This window comes from Rhizobium sp. BK399 (genome assembly GCF_014194695.1).
In the GTDB taxonomy this organism is placed as follows: domain Bacteria; phylum Pseudomonadota; class Alphaproteobacteria; order Rhizobiales; family Rhizobiaceae; genus Rhizobium.
On sequence record NZ_JACIAH010000005.1, the window covers coordinates 254,829 to 269,950 of the forward strand.

11 protein-coding genes are annotated in these 15,122 nt (G+C 59.8%); all 11 read right to left on the reverse strand.

Annotation, left to right across the window (positions count from 1 at the left end):
* Window positions 1-57: 57 nt before the first annotated feature.
* The 11 genes from FHT97_RS13755 to FHT97_RS13805 all read right to left on the reverse strand — a co-directional run bounded on the left by FHT97_RS13755 (window position 58) and on the right by FHT97_RS13805 (window position 14,982).
* On the reverse strand, window positions 58-1,092 hold the full coding sequence (locus FHT97_RS13755) for a LacI family DNA-binding transcriptional regulator (protein ID WP_183862872.1): 1,035 nt from the start codon (window positions 1,090-1,092) through the stop codon (window positions 58-60).
* 4 nt (window positions 1,093-1,096) lie between these two features.
* Window positions 1,097-4,108, reverse strand: coding sequence for an aminotransferase class III-fold pyridoxal phosphate-dependent enzyme (locus FHT97_RS13760; RefSeq protein WP_246712622.1), 3,012 nt, complete (start codon window positions 4,106-4,108; stop codon window positions 1,097-1,099).
* 8 nt (window positions 4,109-4,116) lie between these two features.
* The gene (locus FHT97_RS13765) at window positions 4,117-4,359 is read right to left on the reverse strand and encodes a hypothetical protein (RefSeq protein WP_183862876.1); all 243 of its coding nucleotides are present in this window, start codon (window positions 4,357-4,359) and stop codon (window positions 4,117-4,119) included.
* Complete coding sequence (locus FHT97_RS13770) at window positions 4,340-5,995, reverse strand: amino acid ABC transporter permease (RefSeq protein WP_183862878.1); 1,656 nt, start codon at window positions 5,993-5,995, stop codon at window positions 4,340-4,342. Before FHT97_RS13770 ends, FHT97_RS13765 begins: the two co-directional genes overlap by 20 nt.
* 93 nt (window positions 5,996-6,088) lie before the next feature.
* Window positions 6,089-6,835 carry a transporter substrate-binding domain-containing protein gene (locus tag FHT97_RS13775; RefSeq protein ID WP_183862880.1) on the reverse strand — a complete coding sequence of 249 codons (747 nt, stop codon included), beginning with the start codon at window positions 6,833-6,835 and terminating at the stop codon, window positions 6,089-6,091.
* Window positions 6,836-7,381: 546 nt separating this feature from the next.
* Window positions 7,382-9,475, reverse strand: a complete 2,094-nt coding sequence (locus tag FHT97_RS13780; protein ID WP_183862882.1) for a carboxy terminal-processing peptidase — start codon at window positions 9,473-9,475, stop codon at window positions 7,382-7,384.
* Between the two features lie 188 nt (window positions 9,476-9,663).
* The gene (locus FHT97_RS13785) at window positions 9,664-10,290 is read right to left on the reverse strand and encodes a hypothetical protein (protein WP_183756285.1); all 627 of its coding nucleotides are present in this window, start codon (window positions 10,288-10,290) and stop codon (window positions 9,664-9,666) included.
* An 18-nt stretch (window positions 10,291-10,308) separates the two neighbouring features.
* The gene (locus FHT97_RS13790; protein ID WP_183862884.1) at window positions 10,309-11,703 is read right to left on the reverse strand and encodes a selenium-binding family protein; all 1,395 of its coding nucleotides are present in this window, start codon (window positions 11,701-11,703) and stop codon (window positions 10,309-10,311) included.
* A 277-nt stretch (window positions 11,704-11,980) separates the two neighbouring features.
* Window positions 11,981-13,981: an ABC transporter ATP-binding protein/permease gene (locus FHT97_RS13795; protein WP_183862886.1), complete on the reverse strand. Its 2,001-nt coding sequence runs from the start codon at window positions 13,979-13,981 to the stop codon at window positions 11,981-11,983.
* A gap of 232 nt (window positions 13,982-14,213) precedes the next feature.
* Window positions 14,214-14,375, reverse strand: coding sequence for a DUF1328 domain-containing protein (locus tag FHT97_RS13800; protein WP_016554323.1), 162 nt, complete (start codon window positions 14,373-14,375; stop codon window positions 14,214-14,216).
* Window positions 14,376-14,454: 79 nt separating this feature from the next.
* Window positions 14,455-14,982, reverse strand: a complete 528-nt coding sequence (locus FHT97_RS13805) for a hypothetical protein (protein WP_183862888.1) — start codon at window positions 14,980-14,982, stop codon at window positions 14,455-14,457.
* Window positions 14,983-15,122 lie beyond the last annotated feature (140 nt).

The window sequence follows — 15,122 nt, forward strand, 5'->3', positions numbered from 1 at the left end:
AAACGCGGCAGTCCTTGTCGTCTTGGGTCGTGGGTATCAACTTGGAGCGAAAATTCTTCAGCGGTCCGACGGCAGTCGATCGTCGCAGCGCTCGATCAGGTCGGGCATCAAAAGTGTTTGCAACGCCTCGGGAGGCTCGCCCTCCATACACCGCAGGATGGAGGTGCCAAGCAGCGCGCTCGGCTCACTGATCGGCAGGAAGAATGTGGTGATCGGCGGCGCGAAGTACTGGCTGACATTGAGGTCGTCGGTCGCATTGATGACCGCGTCTCGGCCGTGCACGAGGCCCCGGGCATGAAAGCCGGACAAGGCTCCGAGTGCCGCCGCTTCGTTGGCGCAGATATAAGCTGTCGGCGGATCCGGAAGTTTCGACATGGCAAGGACGCTCTCGCGGCCGAAGGCGGGCGTCAGATGGCCATGGGAGACAAGCGCCTGATCGAAAGGCAGCCCGGCCGTTTCCAGCGCCAAGCGATAGGCGTCCAACCGGGTGATCGCATAGGTGAGTTCCACCGCCGGATTGACGAGCGCGATGCGACGATGACCGCGCCCAACGAGACGGCTCATACAAAGACGGATCATCTGCTCGTTGTCGGCATCCACAAAGGCGTGTGGCGCGTTGTGCATCGTCGTGCCATAGGTGACGAAGGGGAAATCGGCCTCCTGCATCAGCCGTATCCGTGGATCTTCCGCGCGCGTGCCGGAGAAAATGATGCCGTCTGCCTTCTTCAGCGTGACGATCTGCTTGATGGTGGCGAAGCTCTCCTCGAAATTGCGCACGGCGTAGAGCGATACGCGGTAAGGGCTCTCTTCCAGAGCCCAGGAAATGCCGCTGAGCAACTGGGCGTATTCGACGCCTTCCCATTCGTTCTGGCGAGGACCGGGCGCCGACATGATCGCCGCCACCTGGTAGGTCTTGCCCGTGCGCAGCTGCACCCCATGCATGTTGAGCTCGTAGCCAACCCGTTCGGCTGCCGCGAGGACAACGGCGCGCGTCTCCGGGCGGACTTGCGGCGAATTGTTGAGCGCCTTCGATACCGTGGCGATCGACAACCCGGTCTCCTGCGCAATCGTCTTGATCGTGGCCCTTTGCATCCGCTCACCCGCCCTTTGCGATCAAGGTCAATTCTTCGTCGAGCGCATTAAGGAACCGGTCGCAATCTTCGGCGCTGAAGGGAGCCGGTGGCTTGATTTTCAGCACGTTATGATGCGGACCCTCGCTGCTGAGGAGAATGCGGTGCCGGCTCTTCATGCCGGCGATCAGGCGGTCGAGTTCTGCTGCTGCCGGTTCCAGCGTCTCGCGGCTGCGCACCAGTTCGATCCCGTTGAAGAGGCCGGATCCGCGCACGTCGCCGATCAGTCCGTGGCGCTCGGCCAGCGCACGCGCGCCGTCCATCAGCCGGTCGCCGATCACGCGGCAATGGTGGGTCAGCCGCTCGTCGCGGATCACGTCGAGCACCGCAAGCCCGATTTCGGCCGAGACTGGGTTGCCGCCGAACGTGTTGAAGTATTCCATGCCGTTGGCGAAGGATGCGGCGATTGCCTCGGTCGTGACCACGGCTGCCATCGGATGGCCGTTGCCGATCGGCTTGCCCATCGTCACGATGTCGGGCACCACTCCCTGGAGCTCATGCGCCCACATATGGCGGCCGACGCGGCCAAAGCCGACCTGCACCTCGTCAGACAGGCAAAGTCCGCCGGCTTCCCGAACAAAGGCGAAGGCTTGGTTGAGGTAGTTGTCAGGCAACGGAATCTGGCCGCCGGTGCCGAGAATGCCTTCGCTGAAGAACAGCGCCGGGCGACGCCCCGCGGCTGCCAGCGCTTCGATCTGGTCCTTCACGCTGTCCGCGTATCTGTTGCCGGCTTCGGCATTCCCATAGCGGACGCGGCCACGATAGAGATCCGGCATTTCTGCAACGCGGACATGCGACGGTTGTCCCTCGCCGCCGGGACCGGCGAACTTATAGGGACTGACGTCGATCAGGCTCGAAAGATGACCGTGATAGGCATGGTCGATCGTGATGATATCGCGATTTCCCGTATAGGCCCGCGCCAGGCGGATCGCGAGATCGTTGGCCTCACTGCCGGAATTGACGAAGAAGCAGACGTTCAGCGGATCGGGAAACTGCGCCGTCAGGCGCCGTGCATATTCCACAAGGGAGTCGTGGAGGTAACGCGAATTGGTGTTCAGGTGACCGATCTGCTTCTGTGCCGCGGCAACGACACGCGGATGGCAATGGCCAACGTGGCAAACGTTGTTGACCATGTCCAGCCAGCGGGTGCCGTCCTCTTCGATCAGCCAGGCACCTTCGCCGCCGACAATCTTCAAAGGCGCCGCACTGTAGGCGATGCTGAGTGAGCGACCGATGTGACGATGACGCTCGCGAACCAGAAAATCCTTGTCGCGCGCCACTATGACCGAGGCTGGAACGGGAAGGCCGAGGACGACGGAGGGATCGGGGCTGACGTCGCGCCAGACCTGCCACTGATCGGGTACGCCGACTCCGTGCATTCGACCGCCGAGGCCGAGATGATCGGTGACGATCTGGAAATGCAGGTGCGGTGCCCACTGCCCGTTTTCCGATGCTGCGCCGAACGCGGCGAAGGCTTCGCCCTTGGCAATCGGCTGTCCAACCGAGAGCCTGGCAACACCTTCGCGTGCCAGGTGCCCGTAAAGTGTCCAGAAAACGGTGCCATCGTCGGTGTCATGCTGCAAAAGAACTGTCGGGCCGAAGCCGAATGCGACGGCGTCGTCGTGGATGAATGCGACAGTTCCGGCAAAGGGCGCGTACACCGGCTCGCCAGCCGGCACGAATATATCAATGCCGAGATGCACCGACCGGCGCGCTCCCTCGGTTCCCGTTTCGAAAGCGTCGCCTTGATAGATTGCCCGGTTCTCGCCATAGAGGCCGATGGCGAAATCGGCTTGCTCCTTAGCCAGAATGGCGTCAATGCGCGCTTCGGCGGCGTCAGGCGCAAGACCCGCCCAACTGTTCCCGCCAGCGACCGAGAAATCCAGGACCGCGACGTTGGGTCTTTCGGCAGAAGGGCGGACGATGGCAACAAAATCATGGGCATTGCGCTCCAGCCACTTCACCACCCCGGCAGCGGAGGGGATTGCGGCGAACCCGCATGCATCCCGGATGCGGGCAACGGCGATCGAGCGGTTCTCAGTCTCCAGCCGCTGCAACTCGCGCCAGACATCCTCCTGGCTGACGAGGAGATAAGTGTTGTCGGGATTGTCGCGGATCTGTTTTGCGGCCATGCACATGCTGACGGCATAGCGAGTACGCACCAGGTCAAAGACCAGCTCCGCCTCGGTCTCGCTCAGCGGATTAACGTCGTGATAAGCTCCCGTCACCGCCGCGATGGTGCCCACTGCATCACGCTCGCCGATCAGGGCATAGGCCGCGGCTACCGCGATCTCGACGACACGAAAGGTCTCGACCATGTCGCCGAAATCGAGCAGACCACTGACGTTTCCGGCTTCGTCCAGCAGCACGTTGTAATCGTTGGCATCGTTGTGGATCACTTGCCGCGGGCAGGCCTGCAGGCGTGGTAGGACGTTGTCGGTGAAATGGCTGAGGATGGTATGTACGCTGGCCCGCTTGTCGGCGTCCCCGATCATGGCGACATGAACAAGATGCATGTCGGCGCGGCCGATATCCCAGCCATAGATCCGGCGCGCGCCAGCGTGGGTAAAGCCCTGTAGATGCCAATCGAGCCGACCGAGCAATCGGCCAAGCGCTTCGGCACTGTGGCGGCCGCGCACTGTCGATTTCGCCCAGATGGTGCCGGGCAGCCAGGTAAGCAGCCGTGCCGTTCTCGGTCCGTCGATCTCGGCGGGAATGCTTACCGCCCCCTGTCGCGTCCGTATCGCTCGCGACAGGGCAAGCTCGGGGGCGTTGGTTTCAAGATAGTCGAGCACCGCCATCTGCATCTCGAGTTCGGCGTCGTCGCCGGGGGCGTGCAATTTGAGGAGGTAGTCGTTGCCGTTTCTTGCGCGCAGGCGAAGATTCAGGTCATGCTCCCCCGGCAAAGGTGCGAGCGCAGCCTCAATGCCGTAAGTGTCCTGCAGAAGGGTCCCGATCGCCTGTTCAACTGCGTGCATCCTGTCCCTCACCATGCAACCTGCCTTCCGTCATAGGCGCAGAAGCTGCCACTGTCAGCCGTGCTCGCGCCGTCAATAGTCCCCTTGAGGTCGTTTGCGCTATGCCGCGCAGCCACCATCGCCCCCTCGCCGCCCATGTTGGTCCTTACCCAACCCGGGTGCAGTGAGAGTACGGCAAGCGCCTGCCCAAGGCCGTGCCCAGCCCCTGTGATCAACACGGTGCGGCCGCTGTCAGCGGTGTTTGACGTCATATCGGCGCTCCACCATGTTGACGAGACTCGCTGCGGCCAGCGTCAGGAAGATGTAAAAGATCGCCGCCGAGTTATAGGGCGCGAATGGCAGGAAGCTTGCTGACTGGAACTCACGCATTCTCTGGGTAATGTCGCGGATCGACAGGATCGATAGCAGTGAGGTGTCCTTGAGAATGGCGATCAACTCGTTGCCGAGCGGCGGAATAACGATCCGCAGGGCCTGCGGCAAGATGACGAGACGTGCCGTCTGCCAGCGGTTGAGGCCGATGCTCTTGGCCGCCTCTATCTGGCCGACCGGGACCGCATTGATGCCGGAGCGGAAGATCTCTGCGAGATAGGCTGAATAGGCAAGTGCCATGGCAACAATGCCGCGCAGGATATTCGGTGGATCGAGCACGCCCTGCGTTGCGTCCTTAAGTGCGCCACTGAGCGGCAGGCCGACATAGAGGACGATCACAAGCATCGGGATGCCGCGGATTGTATCGACCACCAGTTCAGAACCGACGGCCAGCGGATGGCGGTGGTGCAGGAAGCCGCCGAAGGTCAAGAGGCCGAGAATGATCGCAAAGACAACGAAGGTGATACCCGTCGCGCGGTCACGGTCGTTGAGCGCTTCAGTCTTCCACAAGACCGGCAGCTCGGCAGGCGCTGCCGTCGCTGGCAACAACGCGCCGCTCACGCCTTCATTCTTGGCGATCGAAGCCAGAGCCTCTTTTGGCCCGACGAAAGTGCGCACCGGCGTTTCCGTCTCCGGCCCGCCTTCATATTGACCGAAGCGCACGGCGCTTACGAGGCTTGCCGGCGTGTTCGTAACGATGCCTATCTTTCCGTCCAAGGTTCCGGCCAGCACATAGGCATCCCTGGGCTGCAGGAGAAACCAAGCGGCGACGAGCACGAGAAGTACGGTTGCGCCAGCGAAATAACTCGTCGTGCGGGTACTGGCGCGCAACTGGAGCAATCCGACCCAAGCAAGACCGAGCAACGCCGCCAGCAGATAGGCGGCAATAGCCGCGCGCACTGTGGTCGCAACACCCGAAGCGAACGCGATGTGGGCAAAGAACAGGATAAAAACCAGCCCCGCCCCATTGGCGATGCCAAGGACCCAGCCACCGACTCGACGCAACGGCCCCGGCTCTTCGCCGACAGCCGGCCGAGCGGCAAAAAACATAACAATGCCGACAAGGCTAAGGAGCAGATAGGCCGGAAACAGCCAACTCTCGACGCCCCGCAGCATCATTTCGGCTGTTTCGGTGAGTTGTCGCGGGGTAACGCCCTTGACAATCAACTCCGACTTGAACGGATCTACCCCATTGGCAAGCACTGAGGCAACAAAGGGATGAACGAGTGCGGTCCAGATCATGGCAAGCGCCGCCAGAACGTTCACTGCGGCCGCCATCATCGGCCATTGCTTCTTTCGGCCCTTGGCGCTCGCGACTGTTGGCACTGCGAAGCCGGTTGCGAAGGCCAGAAGCATCAGCAGGAAGCCGGGCACGAAGGCCGACGAGCCGTTTTCGACACCGAGGATCGCCTTCAACGAGCGTTGATAAGCGCTTGAGGAAGCAAACAGGTAAACGATAAAGGGCAGCGCGGTCAGGATGATCAGATTGCTCGGACGCACGCTTCTCAGGAACGACATCCATTCCTCCGGGGCATTTCAAGGGTTCGGTCGAGCCGGAGCGCCAAACACAGCGCGCTCCGGAAAGTGGCAAACGGGCTTAGGCGCCGCGGCCTACTTCAGGCCCCAGTACTTTGCGACTAGCTTATCGAGCGTGCCATCGTCCCTGATCGCCTTCAGGCCCTCGTTGAAGACGGCGACGTTCTCATCGCCCTTGCGGAAGACAAGTCCGAGCGGATCGGATTCCAGATCCTTGATCGCAACGACTAGCTCACCGGCGAACTCGCGCTCGTAAGCGCCGGCATTGGCACCATTAATGACGACGCCGTCGACATCTTTGTTCTTCAGCGCAATGATCGCCGCGCTGAAGCTGTCGTAAGCGACCACATTCTCTCTGCCGACTACCTTTTCGGCCACCTGCGCGTCAGTGGTATTGGCCTGCGCTGAAAGCTTTCGGCCGTGTGCCTTAAAATCGTCGAGCGAGGTGCCCTGGTCGGCGACGCGCATCAGTACCGCCTGACTGTTGACGATATATGGGTCGGAGAAATCCATTGCCTTCTTGCGTTCATCGGTGATGGAGACGCCGGACGCGACGAGATCGAAGCTGCTCTGGTCGAGGGCGGCGAAGATGCCGTCCCAGCCAGTTGTCACGAACTCGGCCTGGCAATTTATCTTGGCGCAAACGGCATTGACCACGTCGACGTCGAAGCCGACGATCTGGCCGCTGGTGGGATCGACACTTTCCATCGGCGGCGAGGTTGTGTCCGAGCCGACCTTAACCAGCTTACCACCGAGATCCGCCGCGTAGGCTGCACTTGACACCAGCGCCGAGAGCGCGAGCGTGACGATCAATTTTTTCATGCTTCTCCTCCTCTTGATAAACCATAGGGAAACGGCGCCGGTACACGACGGCCCGTCATTGCCGTTGGTTCGCGACCGCTCGACTGACCACTCTGAATGATCGAGGCTGCGCCAAGCCCTCCCAAGCTTAGAAGCAAGAGGTATCTGACAATAAAAACGATTTCAAGCAAAATAAAAACGTTTTTATTTTCATTTCGCCTATGTCGAAGGGGCGGCACGGCCTCCCTCGGCAAGAACTCAAATCGGAAAGGTGGAGACTTCCTTCGCAGCCTGGCGCGCGCCCAAGCCCTTCATTCGGGAATGTCGTCCATGCTTCGGCTTTCGTGAAGTCGTAAGACGATCATCGAGGCCAAGAACCAATTCGGAGGCGCCGACGGCGAATGGAGCGCCGAGCAGCAAAGGCTATGCGGCCGATCTGGATACGTGACGCCGCGCAAGGCTCGGCGGCGTCCCAATAGCATGTTGAACTGACGCTTTACACGTCTTCAGAAATCTGCAGTGGCAGGACCAACCAATGGGGATGGCTGGTCTCCGCCCGCTGCCCAGCTATTTTGTGGCGGCCTTTGGCGCGCTTTCCTGCAAATCCGCTTCATCGGAAAGAATGGCAGCGGCCTCGTTCAACAAAACATCCTTTGCCTTCTTGCGGGCATTTTCCATGGCAATGTCAGCACTTAGGCTGCGTTCGTTTGCCTGCAGGCCGTCATCGGCATCGGGATCTTCGCCATTGTTTGCTTCCGGTCTCGATTTGAGTCGATTTTCTCGAGCCGTCGCTTCCTCGCGGCGTTTGGCCTCGTTGAGGGAGATAACCCCCTTCTCACGCTGCGCCTTGAGATCGGCGATGTCTTCTAGAACGCGTTGAAAGTCCGGATCGCTTTGCACTCGAGCCTCATGACGGCTTTGCAAGCTCGGCAGCAACGTCGCTATATTGCCTGTGGGCGCATACTTGGCAGGTTTGAGTTCGGTCCACGGCAGGGCATTGTCATAACTCATCTCACCAAAGCTCGTCGGATCTGAGAACCCCGGCAAGCTGATATCGGGGGTCACGCCGCGCAACTGCGTCGTCCCGCCATTGACGCGGAAAAACTGGGAAATCGTCACTTTCAGCTCACCGAATTCGGGTTTGCTGTTACGGACCATCTGATCAAGATTGACAACCGTCTGAACGGTACCCTTACCGAAGCTGGGCTCGCCGACGATCACCCCTCGACCATAATCTTGGATTGCCGCGGCAAAGATCTCCGAAGCCGAGGCCGACCCGCGATTGATCAAGACACCCATCGGGCCCGTCCAGACGGGTGTCCGAAAGTCTGCGCTTCTGACCGTGACCTTGCCGTCACTGCCGCGTTGCTGAACGACAGGACCACTGCCGATGAACAGACCGGTCAAATCGATCGCTTCATCCAATGAACCGCCGCCGTTGTTGCGAACATCAATGAGAACGCTGTCGACTCCTTCTTGCTTCAGTTCACCGAGAAGCTTGGCGACATCGCGGCTCGCGCTCCTGTAGTCCTTGTCTCCTTTGCGTCGGGCTTCAAAATCCTCATAGAACGCCGGCAGGGTAATCACACCGATTTTGCGAGTGGACTCACCCGCTTTCACGGACAGTACGGCCTTCTGGGCTGCCTGCTTTTCGAGGTTGATTTTATCGCGCACCAAGCTGACGACGCGATGGGTGCCTTCCGCGCCGGCGTCGGCTGGGAGAATGTCCAAGCGCACGACAGAGCCCTTCTTCCCCCGTATCATTTGCACGACCTCATCAAGGCGCGTGCCCACCACTTCTTTGATTGGTCCATTCTTGCCTTGACCCACGCCGGTAATGCGGTCGCCGACCGAGAGCTTACCGGACAACTCCGCCGGCCCGCCGGGCACGAGCTCACGGACGGTCGTGTAATCGTCGCGCTCCTGCAGTACCGCACCGATACCGACCAGCGACAGCTTCATCGCGATGTCGAAGTCAGCTGAAGCCGTGGCGCCGAAATAGTCCGTATGTGGGTCGATTGACGTCGTATAGGCATCCATGAACGACTGGAAAACGTCATCGCTCTTGTATTTGTATGCGCGATCAAGCGCGTTTGCGTAACGTTTGTCGAGCGTCTCGCGGATAGCCGAGTCAGTTTTGCCGCCCAATTTCAACCGTAACCAGTCGTTTTTGACACGCTTGCGCCAAAGGTCATCGCTCTCGGCTTCCGACTGCGGCCAAGGCTCCTTTTCACGCAGCAGGGAATAATCCTCCTGCACACTGAAATCGAAGCCCTGCTTAAGCAAGTTGCGTGCGTAGTTCATGCGATCGACAACGCGTTGTTCATACACGTTGAAGATTGCAAACGGGATTTTCAGGTCCTCCCGTTCGATAGCATCATCGATCTTGCTGCGGTCAGCCATAAACTTGTCGATGTCCGCTTGCAGGAAGATCACGCGATCCGGATCGAGTGATTTGATGAACCTGTCCATGATCTTGGCCGACAAGGCGTCATCAAGCGGAACGGACTTGTAGCTGAAGCGCGTCAGAAATTTTGCACTCAACTCAGCCGCCTGCGCCTGCTGCTTTTGAGGCGCGAGGACAGGCGGCGGTGCTACTTCAGCATACGCGGACTGCGCGATTGCAAGAAATGCACCAAGGAAAACGTAGGGTATGCGCATTCAGTTTTGACCCAATTCATAATGCCGAGTGACGATGTGCGATCTAGGTGGAGCAATTGTGGTTTTTTGGCAACCACATGGAGCATTCGCCTCAATTCTTAATGCACAAAAGTCAGTTCCAACGGCGATCAGGCAACGCGATGCCTGCGCCACCCCCAATTCCGGAAGGCGTGTCGCCATCCGGCGTGTCACCCGATGATCAGCAGCAACGCGCCGGTGCCAATCAGAACCAGCGTCCATACGAAGTCCACGTTGATCCAGGCGCTACGCAATATCTCGAGCCCGACCCACCGATAGACCCCCAGTGCAACGAGGCCGGTGACTGCCAACATCGCAAGGGTATGGACACCAACCGCGGCGATCGTCATTGCGGCGGAATCACCGATTTCGGGCACCGGCGACTCGGTGAGACATAGGGGCATCAGGGCCGGAAGGACCATCAGCCCCGCGCCATGAGCCGTCGCCATCAGGAACGACCAGCACGCAAGGCCAAAAAGCCCGGTGCGCAAGCCGATGCGAACACGCCGACCGTGCCCAAAAACATGGTGCCAGATCGCCCATGCAATAAGCGCCCCGCCGGTAGCCATGCGCACCACGCCCTCGTTCACGACAAGGCCAGCTGCGACCACCGCTCCGGCCACCAGCGCGATAGACACGGCGTGTCCGAGGGCGATGGCGGGGACCGCCTGGATTACTACTGCAGAGCTCTGCCTGTGGACGCCAAGCGCAACGGCAAACAACCATCCCATCGCCGGATTGAGACCATGAAACGCGCCCAATCCAGCGAGCAAGATCCAGGGCCAAAGGTCGCTCATAGGCGTCTCATTCGCTCCTTACGGATAACAGTAGGAATCCGACGAGCAATCCCCGCCTTGCAGACGGACTTGGTGCGGGCGATGCGAATTCGGCCATTCAACAAAGAATTTTTCGTCGAAGGCAATGCCGCCATCCGGTTTCGCGTCGAGCTTGACCATCCACCCCGAGATACCATCGGGGTAAAACTGCTCGTCGATCGCCCCGTAGAGCGAGTTGGTGAAATAGATGCGGCGACCATCGCGGCTGATCTCCACCATCTGTGGTCCGCCGTTCAGGGCGCCGTTCTTAGCGCCCGGGTGCGATGCACGCGAAACGATGCCGCCAATCCGCACCTTGCCGGTCAGTTTCGGTTTCAAGGGATCTGACACATCGTACTGAAGCAGATCGCCGGTTCCCCAGCAGGACACGTAAAGAAATCTGTCGTCCATGGAGAGATCGATGTCTGTAACGAGCGGCGGTACGGCCTTGAACCCCTTGAGCATTGGCGGCAATTGGTCGGCGTCGGCGGGCTCAGCCGGGATGTCGATCACCTTTGTTACCGCCCATTTTGCGCCATCGCGATGCCAGACCCAGATCGAGGACGAGAGATCCTCAAGGCTGAGCACGCAGTTGACAAATCCATAGGCCTTCGTCGGATCGTGCGCTGGCCTGAGCTCGAATACGAGCTGATACTTCTCGCCAAAATCGATCGTCTGCTGGTGTTTGCGTGTGTGTAGATCCCAGAAATGGAGCCGACGTCCGTATTTCGCACCGAGCAGAATGTCGGGGACGAGACCGTTTTCGAACGTATCCGGCGTGCCCCACTCGCTGGTCACGAGCGTATCGTGGCCAAGGTGCCACCAGACATCATAGGACAGCTGTTGCGGTCCCCGATCCATCTCCCATTGTCCGCGGACGTCGAAGCTCTCGTGATCCATCAGGAAAATACCGCCTGGTGCTTTGCCTTCTGCGTTGCCCAGTGCGGCTACATAGATGCCCTCGGGGCCGCAATGGACCGTATGCGGACGAGAATAGCCGGCCCGTTCGGCCACCTCCGCAGGCTCGATGACCCTGACGATCGACGGATTTTTGCCGTCCGGCTTGGTGTCGACGATATGGATGCGGGAGGATTTCAGTCCTGGCACGACCAGGTAGCGGCGTTCTGCGTGCGGGTGCGGTGCGTTCGGGCAAAGACAGGACGAGCAGGCATTCCAGCCGAAATGGTGCAACTCGTCGCCGACATTCGGCATCGCAAGCGTATTTACGATCTGCCCATAAGTCGCAGACGCCGGATCGACATCGACGATCGCCAGCTGGTCGGGAACCGCTTGCGTTGGATCGAAGGCGGCGACGTAGGCAATTGTCTCCGGCGCGGCCTTCATGGCCATTCTCGGTGATGGATAAAAGCTCGGATCGGGTTTCCACGTTACCATGCGAATTGCTCCTGGCTAGCGTGTGCTGAACAATGAAAATGCTTGCTAATGCTTGCCGACAGCCAACTCACGCTGCGGGCGGGGCAGAGCCGAGGAATGTTCAAAGTTTCGAAACCGGCCGAGCCCAAGAGAATTTCTTCCCGAGCAATTGTCTCAAATAACGGCGGGTTTGGGCAGTCCTTTTTTCGCCGGCCGGTTGGGGCTTCATTTGGCTGCCGATATCACCCCATCTGCACGACGTTGTGCTGCAGGCCATTCAAGCCGTGCCGGCAGCGCTTCAGTTCGGATGCTTCGGCACAGCCCCTTGCTTGCTCCGGCTTCTTGATGCGGAACGCCGGTCCTCCAGAAGGCGCAAGAGCTTGTTCCGTTTCTTCTTCCGCTGGACAAGGTCGATGTCGCTGACAAGCTTTGCCCCTCCCTGACGCCGCTCCAGCGTGATTTTGCGACTATGGAAGGCCTCTAGTTCAGCTCGATGCGCGACGCTCAGGATGGTCACCTTCGGTAATTCATGGATGATCATTTCCATCATCTTGTCCTGGCTCTTGGCATCGAGTGCTGATGTCGCCTCATCCAGCACAATGAGATCGGGATCGTGTAGCAGGAGACGGGCAAACGCGAGCCGTTGCTTTTCGCCACCCGACAGAGTCTGGTCCCATGGCGCGTCTTCTTCAATCTTGTCGTTCAGATAGCCGAGACCGACCTTGTCGAGGGCCTCCTTGATCGTCTCCGGCGTCCAGCCGTCGGCGGCGCCGGGATAGGCGACAGCACGCCGGAGCGGCCCGGAAGGGATGTAAGGTCGTTGCGGCAACATGAACAGTTGTCTGTCGGCATGGAAATCAACACTGCCCTCGCCCCAAGGCCAAAGGCCTGCGATGGCCCGCACCAGCGTACTCTTGCCCGTACCCGACTCACCGGCCACGAGAACCCGCTCGCCCGGTTCGATCTCCACCTGCGTCTCCTTGACCACAGCGGTGCCGTCGTTGAGCGACACGGAGAGATCGTTCAGGCTGAGGATTGCATCGCCCTGGGCTTCACCGTGCTTGATGCGTCCCAAGGCGTCGCTCTGTTCCGCCCGCTCGAGCCCGTCAAGCGACACCATCAGCGAGGCAATGCGCCGTGCACAGGCATTCCAATCGGCGAGACGGGGGTAGTTGTCCACCAGCCATCCGAACGCGCTCTGAACGATGGCAAAGGCCGAGGCAGCTTGCATTACCTCGCCCAAGGTCATGCTGCCTTCAAGAAACTTCGGAGCACAGAGCAAGACCGGTACTACTGGCGCGAATAGGCTCGATCCCTGTGACACAAGCGTTGTGCGCATGTGCTGGCGTGCAAGAAGCGCCCATTGCCTGAGCACCTTTGCAAAGCTTTTGTCGAGGTCGCTGCGCTCCTCCTCTTCACCGCCGAGCAATGCGATGCTCTCGCCGTTCTCCCGCACGTGCGTTAGCGTATAGCGGAATTCGGCTTCCGCCTGATTTTTGGCCTCGGAAACACGGACGAAATGGCGACCGATGACGGCCATCGAACTGGACGTGATCGCGGCGTAGAGTACGGCAGTGACCACCAAAAAGCCGGGAATGGTGACAATCGATCCCGCAATCGGCAGCCTCAGTGCCCCGCCGATCGTCCAGAGCACCACGATAAAGGTCGAAGCAGACAGGAACGCGGCGATAACGCCCGCAATGAAATCGACCGGCGATTCCGTTGCGATCCGCAAATCCTCCGCAATACGCGCTTCGGGATTCTTGTGATCGCCGCCGATGAGGTTCAACTGATAGTAACGCCCGTTTGCGAGCCAGCGCGCGATGACCGCGGTCGTAAGCCAGGAGCGCCAGCGGCGCTGGATCATCATACGAACGGACACCTGTACCGTGACAAGGACTACGCTTCCAAGCACGAGAGGCAGGAATACGACGCTCAAAAAATAGACGGTGCGGCCATTGTGTTGCTCGATGGCGTCAAAGAGTGCTCGATTCCAGATGTTGATCCCATATTGGAAGCCGACATTGGTACCGATGAGGATCAACAGGCCGATTGAGCACGGCCAAGCGAGCTTGTCACCGCTGCGTCCCCAGTAGCGGCGCGCACTTATCCAGAAACGCGTCAGTAGATACCCCCTGCGGGCCTGCTCGACCTCCTCAGGAGTCAGTTCTGGATCGGATTCAACAACATTTGGCGGTGGCACCGCCTCGGCAGTTGGCGCTTCCTCTTGGCGCGCTTGTTCGGCGCCCCGCGGTTTGGTTTCGTCGACCGATTTCGGATCGAGTTTAGTGTCGGGCATAGCGCGACAACGGCTTATAAATCAAAAGGTTTCATGTTCCCCTTGTCGACATTGGCTCACTCGAGCCGGCCGGCCCTGCCGACCGCCCTCAAAGGCATCTTCAGCCGGTACCCGCGATCAGGTGGGTCCTCTCCGAGCGCTGTCAAGCTGCTGCAGCTGACGCCTCTGATCCCGAGCTCAAGGCCATGTTGTCGGTTTAGGATTTCGCCCCCGAAAGATGGCGTAACCTATCTTATCGTCTCGCGACGCGCATGATGAGCGACACGACAAAGAGAACCAGGAAAATGAAGAACAGGACCTGCGCGATCGATGCGGATGCTCCAGCAATACCGCCAAAACCGAGCACGCCGGCTATGAGCGCGACCACCAAGAACACGAGAGCATAGTAAAGCATTTTCACCTCCGTCACTGCGACGACAGAAGAACGGAGCGGCAGGCGATTGGTTCCGCGGACAGGCTACGATGATCCGCAGTTAGGCCGCCGCCACGACGCGGCGCCTCATCAACACTCTGTCGCCATCTTCGGGTTTCGGCGGTTCTGCAGCAGCCAGGTACGCATTCGCCGGAATTGTCAGAACAAACCAAACGCCGGCGCCAAGAACAAAGGATTCACCGGCATGATCGCCACCTCGGGCAAGGATTGGCAGGCAAGCGGAAATTAAAAGCATCAGCACCCGCACGGCCCACTCGGTTTCCCGCCGTCTAATTGCAAGCGCGGCCATCGCGCGGTACGCGCGGGCATCGTAGTCTCCCCGCTGCGGTCGCGCCAGGAGTTTCCAGGCGGGGGGAAGTGACAGCATCAGCAATGTCCCCGCCGCAAGCAGACTGACGAATCCCGAAAGGAACCACCAGCTCGACGCGAAGAGACATGAAATCACCACAAGGCTCCAGAGAGGGCCAAGCTCGTCCGGCGAACGACGGCTTCGTTCATGCCAAATCTGGAGAACTCGCGATGCGCCCTCCAGCATCGGTTGATCGACAAAACGATTGATGAATTCCATGTAGCGCCCCTTGGTCCTTGTACGCACCAACAGCAGAGAATTCCGGCACGAACGTGGCGCAACGGGCCGTTTGCGAGACCTCGGGGCCTGCGCTCAACAGTTTCGGGCCGCTAAAATCAAAAAACGCCAAGCCTTCCAAG

Bases quoted from the DNA above. Each gene is read 5' to 3' on its own strand.
- FHT97_RS13755 (WP_183862872.1), bottom strand. From the start codon at position 1,092: ATGCAAAGGGCCACGATCAAGACGATTGCGCAGGAGACCGGGTTGTCG.
- FHT97_RS13760 (WP_246712622.1), bottom strand. From the start codon at position 4,108: ATGCACGCAGTTGAACAGGCGATCGGGACCCTTCTGCAGGACACTTAC.
- FHT97_RS13765 (WP_183862876.1), bottom strand. From the start codon at position 4,359: ATGACGTCAAACACCGCTGACAGCGGCCGCACCGTGTTGATCACAGGG.
- FHT97_RS13770 (WP_183862878.1), bottom strand. From the start codon at position 5,995: ATGTCGTTCCTGAGAAGCGTGCGTCCGAGCAATCTGATCATCCTGACC.
- FHT97_RS13775 (WP_183862880.1), bottom strand. From the start codon at position 6,835: ATGAAAAAATTGATCGTCACGCTCGCGCTCTCGGCGCTGGTGTCAAGT.
- FHT97_RS13780 (WP_183862882.1), bottom strand. From the start codon at position 9,475: ATGCGCATACCCTACGTTTTCCTTGGTGCATTTCTTGCAATCGCGCAG.
- FHT97_RS13785 (WP_183756285.1), bottom strand. From the start codon at position 10,290: ATGAGCGACCTTTGGCCCTGGATCTTGCTCGCTGGATTGGGCGCGTTT.
- FHT97_RS13790 (WP_183862884.1), bottom strand. From the start codon at position 11,703: ATGGTAACGTGGAAACCCGATCCGAGCTTTTATCCATCACCGAGAATG.
- FHT97_RS13795 (WP_183862886.1), bottom strand. From the start codon at position 13,981: ATGCCCGACACTAAACTCGATCCGAAATCGGTCGACGAAACCAAACCG.
- FHT97_RS13800 (WP_016554323.1), bottom strand. From the start codon at position 14,375: ATGCTTTACTATGCTCTCGTGTTCTTGGTGGTCGCGCTCATAGCCGGC.
- FHT97_RS13805 (WP_183862888.1), bottom strand. From the start codon at position 14,982: ATGGAATTCATCAATCGTTTTGTCGATCAACCGATGCTGGAGGGCGCA.